25 protein-coding genes and 1 pseudogene are annotated in these 22,731 nt (G+C 64.1%); 13 read left to right on the forward strand and 13 right to left on the reverse strand.

All coding sequences use genetic code 11. The features are described from left to right. Positions 1-5: 5 nt before the first annotated feature. From E3T31_RS02685 to E3T31_RS02695, 3 genes are read left to right on the forward strand one after another with little or no spacing between them, the layout of a single operon-like run. The gene (locus tag E3T31_RS02685) at positions 6-1,178 is read left to right on the forward strand and encodes an acyl-CoA dehydrogenase family protein (protein ID WP_134467358.1); all 1,173 of its coding nucleotides are present in this window, start codon (positions 6-8) and stop codon (positions 1,176-1,178) included. Continuing rightward, entirely contained in the window at positions 1,175-1,987 is an 813-nt protein-coding gene (locus E3T31_RS02690; RefSeq protein WP_134467359.1) for a phosphate/phosphite/phosphonate ABC transporter substrate-binding protein, read from the forward strand. Before E3T31_RS02685 ends, E3T31_RS02690 begins: the two co-directional genes overlap by 4 nt. Next, entirely contained in the window at positions 1,981-3,003 is a 1,023-nt protein-coding gene (locus tag E3T31_RS02695) for a radical SAM protein (protein ID WP_134467360.1), read from the forward strand. Before E3T31_RS02690 ends, E3T31_RS02695 begins: the two co-directional genes overlap by 7 nt. Before the next feature lie 113 nt (positions 3,004-3,116). On the opposite strand, the gene E3T31_RS02700 is transcribed toward E3T31_RS02695, so the two are convergent. Beyond that, positions 3,117-3,566 (reverse strand): VOC family protein, encoded by a 450-nt coding sequence (locus E3T31_RS02700; protein WP_241977543.1) that lies wholly within the window; start codon positions 3,564-3,566, stop codon positions 3,117-3,119. Positions 3,567-4,330: 764 nt separating this feature from the next. Between E3T31_RS02700 and E3T31_RS02705 the strand changes: the two genes are divergently transcribed. Beyond that, positions 4,331-4,963: a Type 1 glutamine amidotransferase-like domain-containing protein gene (locus tag E3T31_RS02705; protein WP_166788365.1), complete on the forward strand. Its 633-nt coding sequence runs from the start codon at positions 4,331-4,333 to the stop codon at positions 4,961-4,963. Between the two features lie 51 nt (positions 4,964-5,014). Here the strand turns inward: E3T31_RS02705 and E3T31_RS02710 are convergent, their stop codons facing one another. After that, the gene (locus tag E3T31_RS02710; protein ID WP_134467362.1) at positions 5,015-5,548 is read right to left on the reverse strand and encodes a hypothetical protein; all 534 of its coding nucleotides are present in this window, start codon (positions 5,546-5,548) and stop codon (positions 5,015-5,017) included. Positions 5,549-5,550: 2 nt separating this feature from the next. Continuing rightward, the gene (locus E3T31_RS02715; RefSeq protein ID WP_134467363.1) at positions 5,551-6,147 is read right to left on the reverse strand and encodes an RNA polymerase sigma factor; all 597 of its coding nucleotides are present in this window, start codon (positions 6,145-6,147) and stop codon (positions 5,551-5,553) included. A 274-nt stretch (positions 6,148-6,421) separates the two neighbouring features. Here E3T31_RS02715 and E3T31_RS02720 point away from each other — a divergent pair, with 274 nt between their 5' ends. Further along, positions 6,422-6,856 (forward strand): YciI family protein, encoded by a 435-nt coding sequence (locus E3T31_RS02720; protein ID WP_134467364.1) that lies wholly within the window; start codon positions 6,422-6,424, stop codon positions 6,854-6,856. Positions 6,857-6,865: 9 nt separating this feature from the next. Continuing rightward, positions 6,866-8,092, forward strand: coding sequence for an RNA polymerase sigma factor (locus E3T31_RS02725; RefSeq protein ID WP_134467365.1), 1,227 nt, complete (start codon positions 6,866-6,868; stop codon positions 8,090-8,092). Between the two features lie 195 nt (positions 8,093-8,287). On the opposite strand, the gene E3T31_RS02730 is transcribed toward E3T31_RS02725, so the two are convergent. Together E3T31_RS02730 and E3T31_RS18620 are read right to left on the reverse strand one after the other, a co-directional pair. After that, complete coding sequence (locus tag E3T31_RS02730; RefSeq protein WP_241977545.1) at positions 8,288-8,770, reverse strand: hypothetical protein; 483 nt, start codon at positions 8,768-8,770, stop codon at positions 8,288-8,290. 57 nt (positions 8,771-8,827) lie between these two features. Then, positions 8,828-9,025: pseudogene (locus E3T31_RS18620) on the reverse strand (helix-turn-helix domain-containing protein); the annotation flags it as partial. A 167-nt stretch (positions 9,026-9,192) separates the two neighbouring features. Here E3T31_RS18620 and E3T31_RS02735 point away from each other — a divergent pair. Next, a complete protein-coding gene (locus E3T31_RS02735; RefSeq protein ID WP_134467367.1) occupies positions 9,193-9,987 on the forward strand; it encodes a class I SAM-dependent methyltransferase in 795 nt (264 codons plus the stop codon). Positions 9,988-10,431: 444 nt separating this feature from the next. On the opposite strand, the gene E3T31_RS02740 is transcribed toward E3T31_RS02735, so the two are convergent. Together E3T31_RS02740 and E3T31_RS02745 are read right to left on the reverse strand one after the other, a co-directional pair. Beyond that, complete coding sequence (locus tag E3T31_RS02740; protein ID WP_241977547.1) at positions 10,432-10,851, reverse strand: hypothetical protein; 420 nt, start codon at positions 10,849-10,851, stop codon at positions 10,432-10,434. A gap of 444 nt (positions 10,852-11,295) precedes the next feature. Beyond that, positions 11,296-11,727 carry a hypothetical protein gene (locus E3T31_RS02745; RefSeq protein WP_134467368.1) on the reverse strand — a complete coding sequence of 144 codons (432 nt, stop codon included), beginning with the start codon at positions 11,725-11,727 and terminating at the stop codon, positions 11,296-11,298. A gap of 561 nt (positions 11,728-12,288) precedes the next feature. Between E3T31_RS02745 and E3T31_RS02750 the strand changes: the two genes are divergently transcribed. Then, on the forward strand, positions 12,289-12,579 hold the full coding sequence (locus E3T31_RS02750; protein WP_206750305.1) for a hypothetical protein: 291 nt from the start codon (positions 12,289-12,291) through the stop codon (positions 12,577-12,579). Further along, positions 12,576-13,031 carry a HEPN domain-containing protein gene (locus tag E3T31_RS02755; protein WP_134467370.1) on the forward strand — a complete coding sequence of 152 codons (456 nt, stop codon included), beginning with the start codon at positions 12,576-12,578 and terminating at the stop codon, positions 13,029-13,031. The genes E3T31_RS02750 and E3T31_RS02755 overlap by 4 nt, the downstream gene beginning before the upstream one ends. A 329-nt stretch (positions 13,032-13,360) precedes the next feature. On the opposite strand, the gene E3T31_RS18485 is transcribed toward E3T31_RS02755, so the two are convergent. From E3T31_RS18485 to E3T31_RS02770, 4 genes are read right to left on the reverse strand one after another with little or no spacing between them, the layout of a single operon-like run. Beyond that, a complete protein-coding gene (locus tag E3T31_RS18485; RefSeq protein WP_255454001.1) occupies positions 13,361-13,495 on the reverse strand; it encodes a hypothetical protein in 135 nt (44 codons plus the stop codon). 12 nt (positions 13,496-13,507) lie between these two features. Then, the gene (locus tag E3T31_RS02760; protein WP_134467371.1) at positions 13,508-14,059 is read right to left on the reverse strand and encodes a dihydrofolate reductase family protein; all 552 of its coding nucleotides are present in this window, start codon (positions 14,057-14,059) and stop codon (positions 13,508-13,510) included. A 33-nt stretch (positions 14,060-14,092) separates the two neighbouring features. Then, a complete protein-coding gene (locus E3T31_RS02765) occupies positions 14,093-15,019 on the reverse strand; it encodes a Ppx/GppA phosphatase family protein (protein WP_134467372.1) in 927 nt (308 codons plus the stop codon). Positions 15,020-15,045: 26 nt separating this feature from the next. Further along, positions 15,046-17,265 (reverse strand): hypothetical protein, encoded by a 2,220-nt coding sequence (locus tag E3T31_RS02770; protein ID WP_134467373.1) that lies wholly within the window; start codon positions 17,263-17,265, stop codon positions 15,046-15,048. 175 nt (positions 17,266-17,440) lie between these two features. Between E3T31_RS02770 and E3T31_RS02775 the strand changes: the two genes are divergently transcribed. Continuing rightward, complete coding sequence (locus tag E3T31_RS02775; RefSeq protein WP_134467374.1) at positions 17,441-18,901, forward strand: glycoside hydrolase family 1 protein; 1,461 nt, start codon at positions 17,441-17,443, stop codon at positions 18,899-18,901. Between the two features lie 9 nt (positions 18,902-18,910). On the opposite strand, the gene E3T31_RS02780 is transcribed toward E3T31_RS02775, so the two are convergent. Together E3T31_RS02780 and E3T31_RS02785 are read right to left on the reverse strand one after the other, a co-directional pair. Further along, on the reverse strand, positions 18,911-19,645 hold the full coding sequence (locus E3T31_RS02780; protein ID WP_134467375.1) for an ABC transporter permease: 735 nt from the start codon (positions 19,643-19,645) through the stop codon (positions 18,911-18,913). After that, positions 19,642-20,391, reverse strand: coding sequence for an ABC transporter ATP-binding protein (locus tag E3T31_RS02785; RefSeq protein WP_134467376.1), 750 nt, complete (start codon positions 20,389-20,391; stop codon positions 19,642-19,644). The genes E3T31_RS02780 and E3T31_RS02785 overlap by 4 nt, the downstream gene beginning before the upstream one ends. A 107-nt stretch (positions 20,392-20,498) precedes the next feature. On the opposite strand from E3T31_RS02785, the gene E3T31_RS02790 reads away from it, so the two are divergent. The 3 genes from E3T31_RS02790 (at position 20,499) to E3T31_RS02800 (ending at position 22,729) form a co-directional block, all read left to right on the forward strand. Continuing rightward, on the forward strand, positions 20,499-21,083 hold the full coding sequence (locus E3T31_RS02790) for a heme-binding protein (protein WP_134441572.1): 585 nt from the start codon (positions 20,499-20,501) through the stop codon (positions 21,081-21,083). A 181-nt stretch (positions 21,084-21,264) separates the two neighbouring features. Next, complete coding sequence (locus E3T31_RS02795) at positions 21,265-21,831, forward strand: LemA family protein (protein WP_104138578.1); 567 nt, start codon at positions 21,265-21,267, stop codon at positions 21,829-21,831. Between the two features lie 13 nt (positions 21,832-21,844). After that, positions 21,845-22,729 carry a M48 family metalloprotease gene (locus E3T31_RS02800; protein ID WP_134467377.1) on the forward strand — a complete coding sequence of 295 codons (885 nt, stop codon included), beginning with the start codon at positions 21,845-21,847 and terminating at the stop codon, positions 22,727-22,729. Positions 22,730-22,731: the final 2 nt, after the last annotated feature.

The raw sequence follows: 22,731 nt of genomic DNA on the forward strand, positions 1-22,731 counted from the left end.
CCGTAATGGACCTTCAATCACGAGTGCAGCCCGTGCTCAAAGTTGCCCGAGAACACGCCCACGCAGTAGATGCCGATGGACGCTTTCCGCAGGAGGCCGTGTCGGCCCTGCGTGCGTCCGGTTTACTCGGACTCACTCTGCCCACTGATGTCGGTGGTCTCGGAGGAGGGCCGAGCGAGCTGGTTGAGGTCGTCAGTCTGCTTGCCGGTGCCTGCGGGTCGACCTCCATGATCTATTTGATGCACGTGAGCGCCTCGATGCCCGTCGCGGCCGCACCACCGGCCGGCATGCCGAGACTGCTCGAGGATCTCGCGAGTGGTCGCAGTCTTGCCTCCCTCGCTTTCTCTGAGGCGGGTTCGCGCTCGCACTTCTGGGCTCCGCTGTCACGCGCGACCACAACGCGGGACGGAATCCATATCAATGCGAAAAAGAGTTGGGTGACCTCCGCAGGCCACGCAGATGTCTACATCATCTCCACCGGGACTGCGGATGCCGAGACCGTTGACCTCTTTGCGATCCCGGCCAAGATGTCAGGGCTCAGCGTTGACCGACCATGGAGCGGCATGGGATTGCGTGGTAATTCCTCGAGCCCGATGACCATAAATGTGGACACTTCCGAGGAGTTCCGCCTTGGTGCGGCCGGTGGCGGATTCGACCTCATGATGGGCTCTGTACTGCCGTGGTTCAATCTCGGCAACTCAGCTGTATCCATCGGGCTCAGCCGCGCGGCCGTCGACGCAGCAGTGAGACACACTGTGGGAACCCGGCTCGAGCATCTCGACCAGAGCCTGTCCGCGCTGCCGACGATTCGGGCGCAGCTGGCGAAGATGTCGATCGATCTCGCGAATGCCAGCGCATATCTTGATCAGGCCGCGGCGCGCGTGGCTGATCCGCAGGACGATACTCCTCTCTTCGTGCTCGGAAGCAAAGCGTCGTCGAACGATGCTGCGCTTCGAATTACGGATGCCGCGATGCGCGTCTGCGGTGGTGCGGCGTTTTCGGAACACCTACAGATAGATCGATACTTTCGCGATGCCCGCGCAGGCCACGTGATGGCTCCGACATCCGATGTGCTGTACGAGTTCTATGGTCGGGCGATAACGGGTCGCCCACTTTTCGACGCCCCGGAAGCCGCAGCCGAAACTCGTGCGACTGCTTCGACGGGGGCTGCAGCATGAACGCGCCTCTCACCATCGGCTCCGTGGCGTACTCTCCGAATGTCGTCCCCATCTGGGAAGGGATGCGAGACTATTTCGCCGAGACCTCAACGCCGATCGACTTTCTGTTGTTCTCCAATTATGCAAGCCTGGTAGACGCCCTCATCGCGGGAACGATCGATCTCGCGTGGAATACCAATTTGGCCTGGGTTCGCACCGTTGCCCAGACTGATGGGGCATGCCGCGCGCTCGCTTCGCGGGATACGGATCTCGTGTTCCAGACAGTGTTCGTCGCTCGCACAGGCAGCGGCTTCACCGGGCTGGCGAGTCTTCGCGGGCGTCGCCTCGTCCTTGGGTCACGCGATTCGGCGCAAGCGGCGATCCTTCCTCTGCACTTTCTGCGTGAGGCGGGACTGAACGAAACCGATGTCGATATCACTCGTATCAACAGCGACGTCGGGAAGCACGGCGACACCGGCAGGAGCGAACTCGACGCCCTTCGTGCGGTGCTCGATGATCGGGCGGATGCTGCGGCGATCGGCATCAACACGTGGCAGGCAATCGGGCGCGGTGAGCTCCTGCCCGGCGCGTTCGAATCCTTCTGGGCTTCCCCCGAGTACAGCCACTGCACCTTCACCGCCATGCCAGCGCTGTCGATCGATCGGTCGGACAAGTGGACGGCAAACCTGATCGCGATGGACTGGGAGAACCCTCAACACAGGCCAATCCTTGAGATGGAGGGTTTGCGGGCATGGGTGCCGCCGAAGCTTGATGGTTATGCCGCGCTGATCGAGGCTGTGCGGGAGCAGAAAGTACCGGACCGATGGTAACCGCGATTCCGCCAGTGAACGCTGGTCTACTTCTCGACCTCGTCGAGAACGTTCGGCGAGTGCCCACAGGACGGAGCGTCTCGATCGATTTCGGGACGTGCGACCGCGACGCTGCACTCGAACTCATCTCCGCGTGGTGCTTGTCGAGTGGGAATGAGATCGTCAGTACTGAAGGGTCGGCCGTCACGGTGCTCCACGGCCGTTCGCCCGACCCGCTCGCGGGCCTCGATCCTGACCAGCTCCCAGGATCCCGAGTCTGGGTATATACCAACTTCGATTGCAACCTGGCTTGCGACTACTGTTGCGTGCGGTCCTCCCCGAAAGCAGAGCGGCGTGCAATCGGAGTTGACCGACTCCGGCAGATCGCGAGCGAGGCTGCAGCGGCCGAGGTGAGGGAGCTCATTCTCACCGGCGGGGAGCCGTTTCTGCTGAATGATCTCGACGAGTTGGTCGGGACCTGCACCGACAAACTACCCACGACGCTGCTCACGAACGGCATGCTTTTTCGCGGTAGCCGGCTCGAGCGCCTCCGCCGAATGGATCGTTCCCGTCTCACACTCCAAATCAGCCTCGATTCCGCCACTCCCGATATTCATGACAGCCATCGCGGAGCTGGGTCCTGGGTCAAGGCCGTCGCGGGCATCCGAACCGCGCACGACGAGGGGTTCAGGGTTAAGGTCGCGGCCACTTTGCCCGCCGACCAGATGCATGAGCTTGAGCCGTTTCACGGCTTTCTCGATACTCTCGGCATCGTGCGGCACGACCAGGTTATCCGCGCACTCGCCCACCGCGGAGTCGCTGAGACCGGCATCGAACTCACCGTTGATTCACTCATTCCCGAGGTGACGATCACCGCCGACGGTGTTTACTGGCACCCAGTAGCCGCTGACCACGCCGACCAATTCGTGACGCGTGACATTTTCCCGCTCGCAGATGCGATCGCTGAAATCACACGACGATTCATGGAGCACCGCCGTTCGGCCAACGCAATCGCCGAATGGTTTCCCTGCGCGTGACCGCAACCCACGCCCTTGTCAATCATGACGGAGCGTCCAGACTCAGCCAGTGATGCCATCGGTGGCCATGCGACGACCCTCCCAGTCAGGGTTCCCCCTACGGGGCGGCCCGGTTAGCCTGTGTGCGCGAGAACGTTGATTACGTTCCCGTCGGCATCTCGGAAAAAGAACCGCCGCACACCCCACGCTTCATTCGCCAGTTCATGAACGATCTCGAACCCACCGGCCATGACGGTGGCGAAAGCTTGGTCCACGTCATTGACTTGGAAGGATGCGACGGGGTTGACAACGGCGGTCTCGTCCCGTTCCATGAGACTGAACTGTGCGCTGTGGCCCGAACCGAGCGTAACAATCCACCCGTGGTCCATCAGTATGTCGAGACCCAGTACCTGGCGATAAGCCTCCGTCGCGGAACGGAGGTTAGCGACGGTGAGGATCGGCACGGCCCGCAAGAGATTCATGGCAATTGTCATACGGATCAGGTCGCATTTACGTGCGCCGTCGCGCATGCGGTTCCCGTTGCCGGACCAGGGTGCGACCTGCCCCTCGTCGGTTATGCCCACCGCCATGTCTCTCGATGCCCTCGCTGCAGGAAGGCTGCAGTGCAGAGCCTGGCAAGTCATACTGGAACGGTGGCCGACTCCAAGAACGCGTCAACTTCTGGGTGGTCGCTGCTTCGCGGAGGCGCGTTGTTCGCTTCTGGTGTCGCGGCAGGGGCCATGTTGGGCGTGGTGACAGTGGGCATATTGGTCCTGGCGAGCTGCTCGGATTGGACAGGTCCTGGAGAGGTTGGGCTTGCGGGTTTCGCTCTCTTCACTGGCGGTGCAGTAGGTGCCGTGTTGGCAACAACTGCTGCAATTGGGGCTCTTCTGGGACTGCTGGCGTTTGACCATTCGGGCAATCTAGGTATGGCCAGGCGCTCCCTCGTGGCAGGCTTCGCTGCTACCGCAGCCATCGCTGCGTTCTTGTCGCTTCCGTCGAGCGCAGCCCTGTTCGACATAAGTTTCGTAGGAATATCGGTGCTAGCGACCGTGTCCGGCGCGCTCACTTGCGGTGGAGTGCGCGCGATCCAGCGCACGTCCAAGAGCTCACTTCCCGTCGCGGAGGTTTGATTCCTCGAGCCGCTCCGCGACTCCGCCGTCCAATCTCTGTCGCGACCAATGCATATGCGTCAGGTCCGAGCATGACCCTCAAGACGTTCCCCTTTCGGTCAACTTGCTCAGCGAATCGACTTGAGCGGAACCACGCTTCAACGCGCCCACTGGTCGTCCGTCTTGCGGACGCACGCAATTCGACTTTCGTGCGCGAAGGTCGGGACAATGGCTTCATGCGCCTCTATCTCTCGTCATACCAGCTGGGCGACCATCCAGAGGCTTTCACGGGCCTGGTTCGTGGTCGTGGAGGTGGGTGGGTCATCATGAACGCTTTCGACGGGGCTGAGCCCGAGATCCGGCGCCTAGAGAGTGAACGTCAGGTTACGAATCTCGCGGACGTTGGGCTCGAAGCACGTGAGCTTGACCTTCGGGCGCACGACGCCGAGAACCTTTCTGCGAAGTTTGGGCAGCCGGACTTCCTCTGGGTTCGGGGCGGCAACGTCTTCACGCTCCGGATGGCTCTGGCGCGATCGGGGGCCGACTCGATCATCGCGGATCGTCTCAGAGCTGACGAACTGGTCTACGCCGGCTTCAGTGCGGGGGTGTGCGTCCTGGCCCCGAGCCTGTTGGGCCTCGAAGAGTGCGACTCAACGGAGGACGCCTTGTCTATGTATGGAGCGGTCGAGTTTGACGGCCTCAGCATCCTGGATCGGCCCTTCGTGCCTCACCTTGGATCTCCGGAGCACCCGGAGAACGAGGCCTTAACCCGCGTGGCTGCTGCTTACGCTCAGGTAGGCAAGCCGTATTGGGCTCTTCGCGACGGCCAGGCGCTGGTGGTCGACGGCAGCAGCGTTGTGCTGATCTGAGCGATTCGCGTGCCGGATGACTCCGATGCCCCGATGAAGGTTCCTCTGTGGTTAGGGGGTGAAGGGTCTGCCGGATCCGATCCGGAATACGCCAATCACTGTGGTGCCGTCCGATGCGTAGGCCAAAATGTCGACGTAGGTTCCTTCATGCGCATTCGGCCACTCGATCGCTTCCTCGGGTGACTTGACGTTCGAGCCTGCAGCGGCTTCAAGGTCTTTGGAGTACACGTAGCCCGACTGCATATCGAGGGTTTGGACGAGGATGAGGTCGGGTGCGATCGCGCTGCCTCCTTGGACACCGAACGTTTGACCGTTTGCGTTGACAGGCCAATCCGGAACCGGCCCGAGTGTGGCCTGTCCGCCAGGAGAGGCCGAGGGCGTGTAGAACAGGGTCCCGTAATTCAGTGCCGTCGCCGTTCCGCCTGTTCCGACGGCCGCGATCAGGAGGATCAGCGCAGTCCAGCGGGTTGCGCGCCCTCTTCGAGTCACGGGATGCTTCTCCTGAGGGAGCGAACCTTGCGCTTCAGCGACAAGGAAGTGCCTCATTTGGGTTTTGCGTTCCGAGAGAAAGTTGTCGTCGTTCATGATCAGGCAGTCCCTTCTGGCTGCAAGCGCGGAGTCGGTGCTGCACCACTTACCCCGAGGGCAAGACAGCCTTTGGCTCGGGCGAGTCGGGATTTCACCGTTCCGACCGGGATCCCCAAGGCCGATGCCGCCTGGGCCATCGACATCTCCTCAAGGACGCACAAGGCCAGGACGTCCTGGTCCCGTGCGCTCAACCGGGAGAATGCCTTCCGGACGCCAGTTCGGGGCGATTGAGCGTCGAGACGTTGGCCGGTAGCTTCCGCGAAATCGTCGGCGTCTCGAGGTGCAGGGAGTCTGGCAAGGACCAGGTGTTGGCGCCGCCGGGAACGGGCCAGATTGCGGGCCGTGTGGGTGGCCGTTACGAGGAGCCAGCCGATGATCGATGTGTCCACTACGCGAACGGACCGGCGGCGCTTCCAGGCTGTGAGAAACGCAATGGCGGTCACATCATCGGCGTCGGCGCGTGACCCTGTCAGTCGAAGGCTGTGGCCGAAGACGCGATCCGCGTGAAGTTCAAAGACTCGCCCGAACGCTTCAGGATCGTCGGCGACCGCGCGCAACCACAGTGCGCTCTCGCTCACGCCCTCCGAGTGGTCCATACGTAATAATGTCCACTCGGCTCATTCGAGTTCCCTTTTTCTCACACGAGTGTCAAACGTCGTCGCGGAAAGAAGGCACTCCACGCGGTACTCGCGAGAAACCAAGTCGAAACGTCGCAATGGGGGTCCTGCTTACGGCCCCGAGGTCATGTGGATGGGTCGATGGCTCCCAACCACCGGACTCTTTTTTCGCGACCGTGTCGATCCTGTGCACTCCCATTCGACGCCATAGTAGAGAGACGCATCCGACGCCCTCGTAACGAAGGAGAACACAATGAAGTACATGCTGATCATGCGCGTCACCGATGAGGCGCTCGAGGCGTCGAAGAGCCAGGACTTCGAGGAGATCATCAACGCGATGGGAGCCTTCAACGAATCGATGATCAAGGCGGGCGTGATGCTCGCCGGTGAGGGGCTGTCCGACGCAAAGGAGGGCTTCGTTGTCGACTTCGCCGCTGATAAGCCGATCGTCACCGACGGCCCCTACGGGGAAACCCATGAGCTGTTCAACGGTTTCTGGATCATCCAGACCTCCAGCAAGGAGGAGGCAGCCGAGTGGGCCAGCCGCGCCCCGCTCGGCCCGGGGAGCAAGCTCGAGGTGCGCCGTGTGACGGACGAGAGCGACTTCGAGGTGTTCTCCGACAACGAGTACATCCAGAAAGAGGCCGGCTGGCGCGAAGAGCAAGCGGCCAAGTCGCAGGAGAACTGAACCGTAGCCATGCCCGATATTCGGCGAACGGTTGACGCCGTCTGGCGCATCGAGGGCGCGCGCATCATCGCTACGCTTGCCAAGATGACCGGCGATGTCGGCATTGCCGAGGACCTCGCCCAAGAGGCGCTTGTCGACGCCCTTACGCAGTGGCCAAAGTCGGGCGTCCCGCGGAATGCGGGCGCCTGGCTCACGGCCGTCGCCAAGCGCAAGGCGATCGACGGCTGGCGTCGGCGCGAGCGGCTCGATGAGCGCTATCGCGCGATCGCCCACGACCTCGAGGCGGCGGGCGACGACGAGTGGCAGCCTATCGACGACGATGTGCTGCGGCTGATTTTCATCGCCTGCCACCCCGTGCTCTCCCGGGAGGCGCAGGTTGCGTTAATCCTCCGAGTGGTGGGCGGCCTCACCACCGAGGAGATCGCGCGGATGCTGCTGGTCCCCCTCGCGACTGTGCAGCAGCGGATTGTGCGTGCGAAGAAGACTCTTTCGGCCGCGCGAGTGCCGTTCGCGGCACCTGACCCGAGGGAGTGGCACGGCCGGCTCGGCGCAGTGCTCGGCGTTATCTACCTGATCTTCACGGAGGGGTACGCGGCGACATCCGGCGACCGCTGGATCCGCACCGAGCTCGCGAATGAGGCATTGCGGCTTGGTCGCGTGCTCGCCGGGTTGCTGCCGAGAGAGCCCGAGGTGCACGGGCTTGCCGCACTCATGGAGTTCCAGGCGTCGCGGTTCGCCGCCAGGATCGGCCGCAACGGCACCCCGATCCTGCTCGCCGACCAGGACCGTTCCCACTGGGACCGCGCTCAGATCGAGCGTGGGCGCGCGGCACTTCGGACGTCGGATGTCCTGGGCCGCGGGCGCGCAAGCTACGCGCTGCAGGCGGCCATCGCCGAGTGCCATGCGATTGCGGCGAGCATCGACCAGACCGACTGGGAGCGCATCGTACTGCTTTACGACGCGCTCGGCCGGCTCGTGCCGAGTCCTGTGGTCGAGCTTAACCGTGCGATCGCGGTGTCCATGGCTACTGGTCCGGCGAACGGGCTTCGCATCGTCGACCGGCTCGATTCCACGGGGGCCCTGCGCGGCTCGCACTTGCTGCCGAGCGTGCGAGGCGAGCTGCTCGCACGGCTCGGCCGCACGGAGGAGGCGCGCTCGGAGCTGCTCACCGCCGCCGGGCTTACCGCCAACGAGCGCGAGAGCGCCGTGTTGCGCGCCAAGGCGGCTGCGCTCTGATCGAAACCGCACTCACCGTCAATGTCAGAGAACCTCGACGTTGCTGCCTCCTTCGACTACCGAAGTGGTGTCCCGCTAAACGTTCCCAACTGACACGGCAACGGCTCGCCCAGTCGCCGGGTGGTGGGCCCGAGATTTGTCGCGATGGAGGTCCGGCTTGCGGGTTGCAAGCTGGGATATTCGCCAGGGCGTATCTCAGGTTCCCGGTAGCCAGAGGGTCATGCGGAGTCCATCTTCGGGCAGATGGAGCACTTCATATCGTCGGGCGATGGTGTCACCGTCCGTCGCACGAATGTGCTTGATGGAAGTGCGTCGTCGCTCGACGATGTGCTCGCTCCAGCATTCGTCGAACAGCGCACTGCGCTCACACAACTCCGAAACGAGCGCCTGCAGTTCGGGGTCGTGCAGGTTGTCAGCGTTGGCGGCCCGAAGGTGGGCGACGGCCCCGCGTGCGATCTCTTCCCATTCAAGGAAGATCTCGCGCGCGCGGGGATCGGTCACCAGGTAGCGGCAGGTGTTCCGCTGACGGGGCGAGACGTCTGCGAAGCCGTCATAGAGTGCGAGTCCTTCTGGGTTCGCCGCGAGCATGTTGCTCAACCGGTCTAGGACATATGCGGGGTTGGGTCGGACTGCCTCCACCAGAGTCGCCATGCGCTCGGCGAGTAAGCCATCATCCACGTGCGGGCCATGAATCGACGAAGGATTTGCTCCGCGAAGACTGCAAAGGTGATCTGTGGCGTCCGGCGCTAGGTGGAGCACTCGGGCGAGGGCGTCAATGACTGCGTCGCTGGGGCGAGTTTCGCGGCCTTGCTCGAGACGCGTGTAATAGTCAACGCTGATCCCTGCAGCTGTGGAGACCTCTTCCCGCCGCAGGCCGGTGACGCGGCGCCGGTTGTTCCCGTCGCGGGTGGGGGGACTCCAAGTTGGCGTCACCGCGCCGGGCCCGAAGGAATTCTCCAAGCTCGCTGGACAGGGGGAGACCTCCTCGGGATCCGCCCGGCGAGTGGGTGCAGGGCTACTAGGAAGACTACGGTCTTCCTACCCGGCGCAGTGTCGCAGAGGCTGAAGATGAAAGAACTCGACGATCTGAAGGAGCTCCCGTGGCGGTTTACACACACGGCTATCACGAATCCGTATTGCGGTACCATCGTTCGCGCACTGCCGAGAACTCCGCCGCGTATTTGCTTCCGCTGTTGCGGTCCACCGATCGCCTTCTCGATATTGGCGCGGGACCCGGCACGATCACTGCGGACCTCGCAGGACTCGTCGCGGAGGTCACCGCAACCGAGATTGGGCCCGATGAATTGCAATTTAGCCGGGCGACCGCGGCCGAGCGGGGCTTGTCCAACATTGACTTCCGAGTCGCGGACATCCATGCTCTCGAGTTCGACGACGCAAGCTTCGGCGTCACTCACGCACATCAGGTGTTGCAGCACATCGCTGCCCCTGTCCAGGCTCTGCGTGAGATGGCTCGCGTCACTCGGCCCGGCGGCATTGTGGCAGTGCGCGACAGCGACTACAGCGGATTCTGCTGGTGGCCGCAGATTCCCGAACTTGACACGTGGCTCGAGCTCTACCGAGCCGCCGCCCGCGCCAACGGCGGTGAACCGGATGCCGGCCGACAGCTGCTCTCTTGGGCTCACGCCGCCGGGCTCACTGACGTCACGGCTACCTCCAGCACATGGTGCTACGCCACCCCAACCGAGCGGGCCTGGTGGGGAGGAATGTGGGCTGACCGAATCGTCAATTCAGCGATCGCGCGGCAAATCATCGAATCCGGCCTTGCTACCCAGACGAAGCTGCAAGAAATCAGTGATGCATGGACGGAATGGGCAACAGATGATGACGGCTGGTTCTCCATCCTCCACGGCGAGATCATCTGCACGGTGAAGTGAACCGCGCTTGTCGTCGGCGGGCCTAATTCCGATGGCACGAGGGGGCACTGACGCCTGCATTGGCGCAGCCGGTGTCGAAGACGTTCAAGAATGAGGTCCTAGCCACGCGGGTTCAAATTCGAACGTCGTCGACAGTCGCATCGGTATCCGGGACCGGTGCACGGAAATGACACACAGATAGCAGTCGAAGCAAGCACGAGGGCACAAGCCGGAATCGCTACCGGCCACCGTGCCCTCGAGGGACGTTCCCAACTGACGGATCGTTGGGTGGATTAGCCCCAAATCTGTCGCGCTGGCCGTTCGGCTTGTTGGCATCTCAGCTCAGGCGTCGATGCGGTTGCCTTCACGCGATTCGGTGCCCGTTCAGTGGCCAACTCGCGAACGGCGCATCAGCTCGCGATACGAACCTGGAAGACGCAGTCCCTTCGCATCCGCTGCTCCCATCTACAACCGCTGGAATGCGAACCTGTCCTCGGTTGAAAATAGGTACTCATGGTCGCAGCGGAACCCACGCAGCCACTGCTGGCCGTCGACGACACGTAGATAGAAACCTTTCGGAAACGCCACGTCGTCACTTAACGGTGCCGAGGCGACCTTGAGCGCGCCCGCAGGTGACCTGCCGGCGGACAGAACCGAATCAGACGCGTTTGCCTGCGACGCCATTGCGAGCCGGAGATACGGGCCGGTGTCCGGGGGGCAGAGCGCAAATCCTCGTTCACGGGCCACCGCGAAGATCTCCGGTAGCGTCGCCCCGGTGCGTAAACCGAGTTCACCTACAGTGCGCTCGATGATCTTGATCTCCTCCTCGGCTCGGGGATCGAAGATCGTATGATCGAGCAGCATATCGGCGTACGCGTTGAGCAAGACGCCTCGTGAGCCCAGTTCCGTCCGCAGTTCGGCGCGGGTCGAACCTCCGACGTTAACATGCGAGACTCTCATCTCAACTCCCCCACGTCGGAACACAAAGCCAGGGTACTCCATCACCAGTCGGAGTCGAAGGTAACCAATCCCTATCGGAATGGTTGGGCGTCCCGCTGACTGTTCCCCAAGCGACACAGCAGGATGTCGCGGTGGGCGTCCGGCTTGTGGGCGGGGCCCTTTGGTCCCACCAGCGCGCCCAGAGACTAGAAAGGCGACACTCCGGGTCGGGAGCAGCGCCCGAGGTGCAACCAAACGACCAGACTTGCACCGCGGAAGTCTCGATTGCGGGCGATTTGCAACGGTTGCTTCCCAGCGACGATGATCGTGGGTGAAGATTGGCCATGGTCAAGACTTGGCGCGCACGTATCTGGATGTGTGCGCAAGCTTTCAAGGTTCGGCCGGGGGGCGAGGGCGGGTGGCGACCACGCGAGCCAGCGGCCTGGAAAAGATCAGACCGCTAATGAGGCCAGCCACGGCCACTGGAAACGTCACCAAAGCGGCGAGATGCGGGAAAAGTGAATTGTCGAATATTAGCGTCAGACCTCCAACTAAAACGGCAGGGCTGGCCACGAGGATGCAGGCCCAGATAGGAGTGAGCAGCATCCGAGCCCAGCAAGCGGCTACGAGGAGTGCCGCCGAAGCAGCGTAGATCTGGAGCTTCCCTACACGGTCGAGTTCCAGAGCCTCTCCGGTCGGCTCGAAGTATCCGGTCTTTTTCAGTCCCGTGTACATCAGGGCAATTCCGACCACGATGAGCGCGGACCAGGCCACAAGGATCCCCAGCCACAAGACTCGTCGGCCCCAGCCGGGTGTCGGCATCGCGCCTCTCTTGGTCGTTAGGTCGACACTATCGCGCTGGCCCCCTTAGCCCTCTGCCCCAATTCTGGCGGGATGCAGCGGGATTTGGGCGACGCGCTTCCTTGGAGACAGCGCAATAGAGCGTCCCAATAGGGGTTCCCCTTACGAAACACCCAAGACTCTGTTGCGGCACAAACTCCAGCATGCGTTGTTGTGCCGAGTGCCCATGCCATCGGTCCGGGCTTGTTTATCCACATAGACGATAGTATTATCGCGTATGTGAACATACAGGCGCCAGCGTTGAGCCCGCTCTTCCGGTCAGATGCGCAGGGAGAAATTCTCGCACGGCTGTTTCTGAATGCGGATCGGTCATTCACCATTGCGGAACTTGCGCGCGCCGCTAAGTCGCCGTATGCGAGCGCTCACCGGGAAGTCTCTCGCATTGTCCAGATGGGACTTGCCAGCACGGAGAAGCGCGGTCAGTCTGTCGAGGTGCGAGTGCGCGCTGATACGCCGGCCTTTCGGCCCCTCGCGGAGCTGCTTGCCCTGACGTACGGGCCGGCTGTCGTGATACCTCAGCATTTGTCAGGGATATCCGGAATCGATCAGGCATTCATCTATGGTTCCTGGGCCGCCCGCCGTGCGGGGGAGCCGGGGGACGCTCCGGCAGACATTGATGTACTCCTCGTCGGTAACCCGCCCCGGGGCGCGGTCAACGAGGCGGCACGCCTCGCGGGCACCAGTCTGGGGCGCGAGGTGAACGTGCGAATAGTCAGCACGGCCGCGTGGGAGGCCGCCAGCACGGACCCGTTCCTGCGCACCCTGACCGAGCGTCCGATCGTGAGCCTTGAACTTCGGGAGGAGAACCCATGATCAACCGTTGGGACCGCGGTAGAGCCGAGGTTGACCTGCTTCTCAAGCAAGGCCGCCTCACGCGGGTCGCTGCCAATCGTGACCTTGCGCAGGCGCAGGTGCACCTCACGGCAGCCGTGACCCTGCGCGACCTCGATCCCGCCGGCGCGTTCACCCTCACATACGATGCGGCGCGCCTCGCGCTCGCGGCCATTCTGGTCAATCAGGGATTGAAAGCCCGCGGCGAAGGTGCACACGCCGTTCTGTTTGAAGTTGCGATCGCTCAACTCGAACCACCACGGCAGGTTGAAATTCGCGAATTCGACTGGATGCGTCGGCTCCGCAATTCGACGCCATATCCCGACCTCGACCGCCCGTCGGCAAGTGTCGACGACGTTGATCAAGCCGTTCCCGCAGCACGAGCGATCGTTGATCGTGCAGTTCGACTCATCGAATTGATGCCCGCCTATTGACGAGTCGAGACACCTAAAAATCCCCTCGGATTTGCCCACATTTTGCCCACACTTTGCCCACAAACGTAGGAAAATGACGTGATTGTGGCACTACCCAAGTGACTAAAAAACGTTGATTTTATGCGGAAGTTACCTGCTCGCGGGGTGGCCATTGGCCTCCCAACTGGTTTCAAGTCCCAGTGGGGGCACCGAGTGTCATCGCTCCGCGCCTCGGCCAGCGTGTCTCCGGCGCCTGAACTCCGTGAGGGGCCATCTTCGGCCCCTTCATCGTGTTTCAAGGGGCCGTTTGTGGCACCTCGCGAGTCGAACCCAGGTTGACGGCTGTCTGGTCAGCCAGCAGGGACTGCGGCCACGGCCTCGATCTCCAGGAGAGCGCCGGCCCGTGCCGGGGCGATCATGCCCAGCGCGAAGGCAGGGCTCTGAAAAAGCTCGGGCGGGTCGATCGGTGTCGGAAATGAAGTCATGCTGGTGTCCCTTCAGCCGGTGCGCAGGCCGTAGGTGAGCAGGGCGTTTCCCCTGCTCGTCATCAAAGATTTCTGCAGCGTCAGCCGGGTGACCGGGTCGGTCGGCTCGAACAGGTGACGCCCTGCGCCTGCGATCACAGGGTGCGTCATGACGGTCAGTGAGTCGAGCAGACCGGCAAAGAGTAGCTGCCGCACGAGCGAAATACCGCCGACCAACGAGATTTCACCGCCCTCGGTGTTCTTCAGGTTGGTCACGAACTCGTTCAGATCACCCGGAATGAGCGTGGAATTCTGCCAGGCCAGGTCACCATTGAGAGTACGCGACGCGACAAACTTCTCTACCGGATTGATGAACGCCCCGAACGGGTCGTCGTGTTCGGCGTTCGGCCAGTAACCGGCCCACTGTTCGTAGCCCACCCGGCCGAGCAATACGGTGTCGACCCGGGTGATCATGGCCGTCATTTCAACGCCCAGTTCCTCGTCGAAGCTGTCGAATTGCCACAGGTTCGGCGACTCCACGACGCCATCCAGGGACATGAACAAGCCGGCGGTCAGTTTTCGCATGCGAATCGCTCCAGGGGTCGGTGAGCGAAAATGCTACCTCAGTCGGTCGAGATAGCGCAGGATGACACCCTCGCGCAGCGCCCACGGTGACACTTCAAGTTCCGCCGCCCCGAACGCGGCCATTGCCGCGCCGAGCACGATGCCGCCCGCCACGATCTGAAAGGTGCGGTCGGCGGTGATACCGGGCAGCGCCGGGCGGGCTTCGGCGGGAATACGCGCGAGACGCGGCACCCAGTCATCGAGCTCCGCGCGACCCAACCGCAGGCGATCGGCGGCGCCGACGCCGTCCGAGGTGGTTCCGGCCAGTCGGGCCAGTGATCGAATCGCCTTCGATGACCCGACGATGTGGTGCGGTGCCGGCAGCTGCGCAAAGGCACCGACCGCATCGCGCAAAACGGATGCCGCATGCCTGCGCAGCGCAGACACCTCCTCCGGCAGGGGAGGATCGTGGTGTAGAAAACCGATCGTGCTGCGCCCGGCGCCGAGCGGCAGCGACAGCGCTACCTCGGGAAACTCAGCCCCGCCGGCCGCGATCTCGAGCGATCCGCCGCCGATGTCGAACAGCAGAATGTTGCCGGCCGACCAGCCATACCAGCGCCGCACGGCCAGGAAGGTCAGCCGGGCTTCGTCCTCGCCCGACAGCACCTGCAGGGCGACACCGGTTTCCCGTTCGACCCGGTCGAGCAGTTCTGGACCGTTGGTCGCGTCGCGCAGGGCCGAGGTGGCGAACGGCAACAACTCGTCGATATTGTGCTGCTGGGCAACATCCGCTGCATGCTGCACCGAAGAGAGCACCGCCGCGACACCCTCGTCGTTGATGGCACCCTCTGGCGTGATGTACCGCATGAGGCGCAGAACGCTCTTGTCGGAGGCCATCGGCACCGGCGGGGCGCCTTCGTGCGCGTCGACAACTAACAGGTGGACGGTATTTGAACCGACATCGAGGACTCCAAGGCGCACATTTGTACGATACCGCCTCCGCCGGGTCAGCGTTGCGCGGGAGCGACGAAGCGCTGCCAGACCCAGCCGCTCGCGCACAGGGCCGCGAAGCTCGCGGCGACGATCCACAACACCGTGCCAGAGCCGCTGCTCTGCAGCTGATCGATCGCCGGGGCCAGCGCGGCGAACAAAATTCCATAGCCGACCACGGTCAGGCCGGTCCAGATCGGCGGCGACCAGGCGAGAATGCTGCGCCCACTGGTGTGACCAATCGGCACCAGGATGAGCACGGCCGAGCCGACTGAAGCGAGCACGATCGTGTTGACCGTCTCCGCCACGAGCGAGGTCGTGAAATCACTGGCGGCGGGCAGAAGTGCTCCGAGTGACCAGGCGAGCACGGCAAACAGGGCGAGGGCGCCGACCCGCACTGCCGCAAGCTGGCCGCGCTGGGCCGGCGTCGGCTGCGCGCTGCCAGCATCCGCTTTGGCTAACAGGCTCACGCTGCCGAGCAGGCCGAACAGCAGGGCCGGGTGCACGTCCAAGACGCGCGAGGCGGTCGCCGCGGCCGCGATCAGCAACAGGTAGCGAGGCAGAAACCTGACCGCCCCGCGCAGCTCCAGCGCGCGGGAACTCCACCACAGCGGCACCAGAATGGCGACCCCGTTGACCAAGACCAGCCCGATAGTCACCGCGACCAGCAGACGCAGGTAGGCCGGCTGATCCACCACCGGTCCGGACAGCATGACGAAGGTTGCGGCGGCGACGAGCGCGGCGCCACCGCGCAGCCACCGATTGAGTCGCACGGTCGGTGCCACCTCGTACTCTTCGCGCACCCGATTGCGACCCGCCAGGGTGGGCCCTGACCAGAGCGGACGGCCGCCGCGGGTGCGGGAGATGGTGCCCGCGAGCATCCGCAGCGGCAGAGCGATCAGCACCAGGGCGAGCAGGGCGAGCAACCCGGCCTGCAACCAGGGGAACGGCGAACTGGTGCCGCTCGGCCCGATCGGCAGTGCGAAGCGGGTCGGGTCATCCCACCGGCCGGTGAAAGTGGATGCCCCCGCCGAGTCGTCCGCCGACTCCTCCGCAGTGGCTTCCGGCGCTGGTTCCTGCGTTTGGGGCGCCCCGGAAGGCGTCGGCTCCGCTGTGTCACCCGGTGTGCCAACCGCACCGTCGGGCGACGGCGAAGCCGATGCGCTCGGAGCCGGCGTGACCGCTGGCGTCTCTGAGGCGGACTGGGTCGGCGTCGGGGTCGGTGTGGCGGTGCTCGGGGCGGCATAGCGGACCGTCACGGGGGTGCTGCCCGGTCCGACATTGCCGGCGGAATCCTGCTGCACCGCGATGACGGAGTACGAACCCGCCGCCACGCCCCCGGCGGAGCAACTCCACGCCCCGGCGGTCACCTCGGCGGAGCAGACCGAGTAGGCGCCGGCGAACACGGTGACGGTTGCGCCGGTCTCGCCGGTGCCGGTGTATTCCGTTCCCGCGACGGGCACCTGGGCGCCCTCACGAGGAGTCGTCACGACCGGAGCCGCTGGGCCCTGAAGGTCAAAGACAATCGTGACCGGCTCGCTCGAATTCGACGACGACGGGCTGCTGAAAATCGAACGCTGGCTCGCTGTCACCTTCCGGCTTCCGCTCGCGAGCGTGCCCGCAAACAGGCACGCCCAGGCACCCGAGTTGTCGACGTCACTTGAGCAGGAGTCTTCGGTCCCCAGGGACGCCGTCACAGTGGCCTGGGGATGCCCGGTTCCGCGAACCCAGCCGTCGGACTCGGAGCCGCTGCGGCCGCCGAGCACGATCGGTGCACCCAGAACGGCAACAGTGATCTCGTCGCTCAGGGTGGAATCGCCGGTTACAACGACGCGCAGTTTGATCGTCGGACCGTTCTGCAGGTAGATGTTGCTGCAGCTCCAGGAGGTTGATTTGTCATCGACGATGCACAGCGGGTCCCCGCCGCGCGGCGACAACAACTGAATCTCCTGATCGAGCGCTTTCGACCCAGACACAGTTGTGCGGTTGCTGCCGATGAACTGCCCGTTGCTGGGACGCTCGATCAGCGGCCTCGTCGTCGTAGCGGGATCGGTCGTGGTGTTCGGGATGGGTTCTTCGGTGGGTGGAGCGGTCGATGCTGGCGTCGCCTGCGCCAGCAAGGGCCCGGCAAGGGCGATCGCACACCCGAGCAGAAGGGCGGTGACGGCCAATAAGCTGCGGGAGCGTCGCGGACGCGCCGTTGCGCCCGATGCTTCGACCCGAGTCGATTCGGACATGACTCACCCCCTGCCCCAATTTGAGGGGCAGAGGGCGGTAAAGTCAACCTCCCGCGCCCGCAAAATGTAACAAACCGAGGGAATTCTTCGCGCTGCCGCCGCCCGCCGGTAAACATGACACCCTAAATACGAAGCGGATGCCCAGCATGAGACCGCCGAAGAGAGCCGCACCCTGATGAATCCCACGCCCCGCACCCCCGCCTCCACCCGCGCCGTCGCCGCCCGGGACTGGGAACACCGCGCCGGCGAGCTCGGCGATGGCCTGCCGACCGGGTTCGAGGTGGCCGTCGCCACGTCCGCCTTTCAGATCGAGGGAGCCGCCCGCGACGGCGGCCGTGGCGACAGCGTCTGGGATTCCTTCAGTCAAAGATCCGGACGCATCCGCGATGGCTCGAACGCCTCCGTTTCGGCTGACCACATCAAGAATTACGAAGCGGATGCCGCCATTCTGCGCGACCTCGGCGTCGACGCCTACCGCTTCTCGCTGGGCTGGACCAGGTTGCAGCCCGAGGGCCGCGGCCCCCTCAACCGCAACGGACTCGCGTTCTACGATCGGTTGCTGGATGCGTTGCTGGCCGACGGCATCCGTTCTACCGCCACTCTCTCGCACTGGGATCTGCCGGCTGCCCTGCGGGGCGGCTGGCTGAACCGTGACACCGCCGGCCGTTTCGCCGACTACGCCCATGCCGTGGGGGAGGCGTTCGGTGACCGCGTCGACGCCTGGGTCACCCTCAATGAGCCAGCCACGGTCACCACCAGGGGCTACGCGCTCGGCACCCACGCACCCGGTCGCACCCTGTTGTTCGACGCGCTTCCCAGTGCGCACCATCAGCTGCTCGCGCACGGTCTTGCCGTGCAGGGCCTGCGCGCCGCCGACGTGCGCGGACGCATCGGTCTGGTCAACTCCCACACTCCGGTGCAATCAGCGACCGACCGCGACCAGGACCGCTCCTATGCGGCCCTCTACGACCTGCTGCAGAACCGGCTGTTCGCCGACCCGGTGCTACTCGGCCACTATCCAGACCCGCTCGAACCGTTCGCGGTCGAACTACGCACCCTGCTCGAGGCAGACCCCGCCGACCTGCGCACGATCCATCAGCCGCTCGACTTCTACGGGCTGAGCTACACGGGGCCGGCCCGAATCGCCGCCGGTGCGACGGTGCTGAAGGCCCCCGACGGCCAGCCGATCCCCGTCACCTCATGGCCGTTCCACCTCGAGCCGTTCCGCGAACACCCCACGACCTCCACCGGCGACGTTAACGCTCCCGAGTACGTCGCCGTGGCGCTCGCCGAACTGGCCGAACGCTACCCCGACCTGCCCCCCGTCTACCTCTCACTAGCCGGCGGCGCCTTCTGGGACCAGGCGGATGCCCGCCACCAGGTGCACGATCCCGCCCGCATCGACTATCTCGCCGAACACCTCGTGGCCGCCCTCGACGCCACCGCTACCGGAGCCCCGGCAGCTGCCGTCGACCTCGCCGGTGTGGCGTTCTGGTCGCTGCTCGACGGATTCGAGTGGGATGACGGCTACACCCAGCCGACCGGGCTGGTACACGTCGACTTCGCCGACGACCGCCGCACGCGCACGCCCAAGTCGAGCTACCGCTGGCTGCAACACGCGCTGACCAATCGCTGAGGCGGCCAACTACGGCGTGCGCCGCCGCAACGTCACCGACCCGAGTACGACGGCGCCCACAATCCACCCTCCGATGATGAGCAGTTCCCCGCCGACATAAGCGGCGTCCTGCGAATCGGCCGCGACCGCCTGCAGCGCGTCGATCGCGTGCGACAGCGGCAACCAGTCGCTGATCATTCGCAGCACATTGGGCAGCTGCTCGCGCGGCAGAAAAATGCCGCCGAGCAGAATCTGCGGAAACACCAGCGCCGGCATGAACTGCACGACCTGAAACTCCGTTCGGGCGAACGCGCTCGCCAGCAGGCCGAGGGACGTGCCGAGCACCGCATCGGCCACCGCGACGGCGAGCAATAGCCAGATCGATCCGCTGATTTCGAGCCCGCACACCCACACCGCAAACCCGACCGCGACGGCGGATTGCGCCACGGCGAGCAGGCCGAACGCAAGTGTGTAGCCGAGAATCAGGTCGCCCTTGCCGAGCGGCATCGACAGCAGCCGCTCGAGCGTGCCGGTGCGGCGTTCGCGCAGGGTCGTGATGCTGGTCACGAGAAACATCACGATGAACGGAAACAGGGCGATCATGCCGGGTCCGATCGTGGCGAACACGGGAGTGTCCGAGAAAATCCAGGCCAGCAGCCCGATCAGCAGGCTCGGCACCACGAGCAGCAGCACGATCGTGCGCGGGTCATGTCGCACCTGGCTGAGCACCCGGCCGGCGGTCGCGAGGGTGCGCCCCGGCGTCATGAGACGCTCCCAGTGGCTTTGCCGAGCGGATGCTGCGCAATCAGCGCCAGAAACGCCCCCTCGGTATCCTCGGTGCCGGTCGCGGCGAGCAGCCCGGCCGGGGTGTCATCGGCCAGAATCTCGCCGTCCCGCATGAGCAGCAGCCGGTCGCACCGGCTGGCCTCGTCCATCACGTGACTGGAGACCAGCAGACTCGTTCCGACGGCGGCGAGTTGATGGAACAGGGTCCACAGCTCGACCCGCAGCACGGGGTCGAGTCCGACGGTTGGTTCGTCGAGCACGAGCAGATCGGGGGAGCCGAGCAGCGCTCCGGCCAGCGAGACCCGGCTGCGCTGTCCGCCGGAGAGCGATCCGACGAGCTGGCCGGCCTGTGCCGTGAGATCGGTCAGGGCCAGCACCCGGTCGACGTCCCGTCGCGGGGCACCGAGAACGGCGCGAAAATAGTGCAGATTCTGCCGCACGGTGAGGTCGTCGTACACGCTCGCATCCTGTGTCACATAGCCAACGCGGTGCCGAAGCGGGGCGGCGCCAGCTGGCCGGCCGAGCACCGTGACTGTGCCGGACTGCACCACCTGCACGCCGACGATCGCTCTCAGGAGCGTGGTTTTGCCGCATCCGCTCGGGCCGAGCAGCCCGACCACGACTCCGCGGGGAACAGTGACGGTAAGCCCACGCAGCACCGGATGCTTTCCCCGTCGCACGTGTAAATCGGTCACGTCTACCGCGGGGGCGGATGTGTTCACCATGTCCGAACTCTCCGCCGCTGCACACTCCCTGTCAAGCCCACAATGGGCGATTCCGCGGTGCTTCACGTTGAAAGCGGGTACCCAGCCACCTGCAGTAAATTCGGGGCGTGACCAAGCAGCAGCCCTACCGCGTCCTGCACTCCTACGACGATTTCGAACTTCGCCGATACCCAGCCCATCTCTTGGCCGAAGTCACCACGGATGGCCCTTTCGAAGACGCCGGCAACCGTGCTTTCCGATACCTGTTTGCCTACATCAGCGGGGCAAACCAGTCCCGCCGGAAGGTGGCCATGACCGCGCCAGTGGTGCAGACCGGTGCGGCAGAAAAGATCGCGATGACCGCGCCCGTGCTGCAACAGCCTGTGACGCACCCGTCAAATCGAGTGGGCAGTGCGCAGTTCCAGGTTGCCTTCGTGCTGCCCGAGGAGCTGACGGCGCAAACGGCGCCGCAACCCACCGACCCCAACGTGCAACTGAGAACGGTACCGTCCGCACTGGTCGCTGCACTGCGGTTCGGTGGACGCTGGCGTGAGACTCGTTACGAACAGCATGTCGAGGAGTTGCGCGCGGCGCTCGCCGCCGCCGGGCTCACCGCCCTGGGGTCACCGAGATTCGCCCGATTCGACCCGCCGTTCAAACCGTGGTTTCTGCGTCGCAACGAGGTGTTGGTCGACGTCGAAGAGCCCGGCTGACCGCGCTCTCCCTGCCGCCTTGGGAAATCCCCGCACGCCTTGAGGTTGCTTGGAGTGTGATGGGAAGCGGGTGGGAGCCTCCGGGGTCGCGGTTAGTATTGGCAGGTACGCACGGGGGTCGTTGTCGCTAGTTCATGTCTCCGTGCCACCCTAGAAAGCCAATTTGCAAGGAGACGCTGCCATGGAATGGCTCATCCCGGTTCTGATCGTTGTCGCACTCGTCGCCATCGCTGGTATCTACCTGTGGTCGACGTATAACTCGCTCGTGACGCTCAATGTGCGCGTCGACGAGGCGTGGAGCGACATCACGGTGATGCTCAAGCGTCGTGCTGACCTGCTGCCCAACCTGATCGAAACGGTCAAGGGCTACGCAGCACACGAAAAGAACGTGTTTGAAAACGTGACCCGTGCTCGCGCCGAGACGCTGTCTGCCCAAGGCCCGGCCGACGCATCCGCTGCTGAGAATCACATGCAGACCGCGCTGAAGAGCATCTTTGCCGTCGCCGAGGCGTACCCGCAGCTGCAGGCCAGCCAGAACTATCTGCAGTTGCAGGCCGAACTCGTCGACACCGAAGACAAGATCCAGGCCGCGCGTCGTTTCTACAACGGTGGCGTGCGCGAAATGAACACCAAGATCAAGGTGTTCCCGAACCACTTGTTCGCCGTTAACCTCGGATTCACCGAGCGCGAGTTCTTTGAGGTGGCCGATTCCGCAGCCATTGCGGAGCCGCCCCGCGTGCAGTTCTAACGGGACTTAGCCGATGTACAGCGCGATAGCTAAGAACAAACGCAACACCGTTTTCATTATGATCCTGTTTTTCGTGATCATTGCGGGGCTCGGCTGGCTGGCCAACGCCGTCTATGGTGCCGGCGGCTACGGCATCCTCATCGCCACCGTCGTCATCACGGCGCTCTACGTGATCATTCAGTACTACGCCGCCGGTCGCCAGGCCATTTCGATGAGCGGCGGCATCAGGGTCAACAGCAAGGCCGACCACCCGCGCCTCTGGCGCATCGTGGAGAACCTGTCGATCACGACCGGCACACCGATGCCCGAGGTCTACATCATCAATGATCCGGCGCCGAACGCTTTCGCCACCGGTCGCGACCCCCAGCACGCGATCGTCGCCGCCACCACCGGCCTGCTCGACATCATGGACGACTCCGAACTTGAAGGCGTCATGGCCCACGAGATCGGCCACGTGCGCAATTACGACATTCGCGTTTCGATGGTCGTGTTCGGCCTCGTTGTCGCGATCGGCTTCATTTCCGACATGTTCCTGCGCATGGCGTTCTTCGGCCGCAGCAACAACAGCAACGGCAACCCCGTCGTCATGGTCTTCGGGCTCGTGGCCATGATCGTGGCCCCGCTCATCGCGACCGTCGTGCAGCTCGCCATCTCTCGCCAGCGCGAATATTTAGCGGATGCCACCAGCGCGTTGACGACGCGCCACCCGGATGCACTCGCCTCTGCCCTGGCCAAACTGGGCGAATACGGTCGCCCCATGCAGAAGCAGAACAGCTCGATGGCCCACCTCTGGATCTCGGACCCGCTGAAGAAGGGCGCCATGGGCAAGCTGTTCGCGACGCACCCGCCGATCGCTGACCGCATAGAGCGCCTGACCGCCATGGGCCGTAAGTTCTAAAT

The sequence above is a fragment of the Cryobacterium sp. TMS1-13-1 genome (assembly GCF_004403125.1).
GTDB lineage: Bacteria > Actinomycetota > Actinomycetes > Actinomycetales > Microbacteriaceae > Cryobacterium > Cryobacterium levicorallinum.

Coding starts and splice junctions, on each gene's coding strand:
- E3T31_RS02755 (WP_134467370.1), top strand. CDS start 12,576: ATGATCAACCGTTGGGACCGCGGTAGAGCCGAGGTTGACCTGCTTCTC.
- E3T31_RS02715 (WP_134467363.1), bottom strand. CDS start 6,147: ATGGACCACTCGGAGGGCGTGAGCGAGAGCGCACTGTGGTTGCGCGCG.
- E3T31_RS18485 (WP_255454001.1), bottom strand. CDS start 13,495: ATGACTTCATTTCCGACACCGATCGACCCGCCCGAGCTTTTTCAGAGC.
- E3T31_RS02685 (WP_134467358.1), top strand. CDS start 6: ATGGACCTTCAATCACGAGTGCAGCCCGTGCTCAAAGTTGCCCGAGAA.
- E3T31_RS02725 (WP_134467365.1), top strand. CDS start 6,866: ATGCCCGATATTCGGCGAACGGTTGACGCCGTCTGGCGCATCGAGGGC.
- E3T31_RS02785 (WP_134467376.1), bottom strand. CDS start 20,391: ATGGTGAACACATCCGCCCCCGCGGTAGACGTGACCGATTTACACGTG.
- E3T31_RS02720 (WP_134467364.1), top strand. CDS start 6,422: ATGAAGTACATGCTGATCATGCGCGTCACCGATGAGGCGCTCGAGGCG.
- E3T31_RS02710 (WP_134467362.1), bottom strand. CDS start 5,548: ATGAACGACGACAACTTTCTCTCGGAACGCAAAACCCAAATGAGGCAC.
- E3T31_RS02695 (WP_134467360.1), top strand. CDS start 1,981: ATGGTAACCGCGATTCCGCCAGTGAACGCTGGTCTACTTCTCGACCTC.
- E3T31_RS02795 (WP_104138578.1), top strand. CDS start 21,265: ATGGAATGGCTCATCCCGGTTCTGATCGTTGTCGCACTCGTCGCCATC.
- E3T31_RS02800 (WP_134467377.1), top strand. CDS start 21,845: ATGTACAGCGCGATAGCTAAGAACAAACGCAACACCGTTTTCATTATG.
- E3T31_RS02705 (WP_166788365.1), top strand. CDS start 4,331: ATGCGCCTCTATCTCTCGTCATACCAGCTGGGCGACCATCCAGAGGCT.
- E3T31_RS02780 (WP_134467375.1), bottom strand. CDS start 19,645: ATGACGCCGGGGCGCACCCTCGCGACCGCCGGCCGGGTGCTCAGCCAG.
- E3T31_RS02775 (WP_134467374.1), top strand. CDS start 17,441: ATGAATCCCACGCCCCGCACCCCCGCCTCCACCCGCGCCGTCGCCGCC.
- E3T31_RS02760 (WP_134467371.1), bottom strand. CDS start 14,059: ATGCGAAAACTGACCGCCGGCTTGTTCATGTCCCTGGATGGCGTCGTG.
- E3T31_RS02770 (WP_134467373.1), bottom strand. CDS start 17,265: ATGTCCGAATCGACTCGGGTCGAAGCATCGGGCGCAACGGCGCGTCCG.
- E3T31_RS02745 (WP_134467368.1), bottom strand. CDS start 11,727: ATGCCGACACCCGGCTGGGGCCGACGAGTCTTGTGGCTGGGGATCCTT.
- E3T31_RS02690 (WP_134467359.1), top strand. CDS start 1,175: ATGAACGCGCCTCTCACCATCGGCTCCGTGGCGTACTCTCCGAATGTC.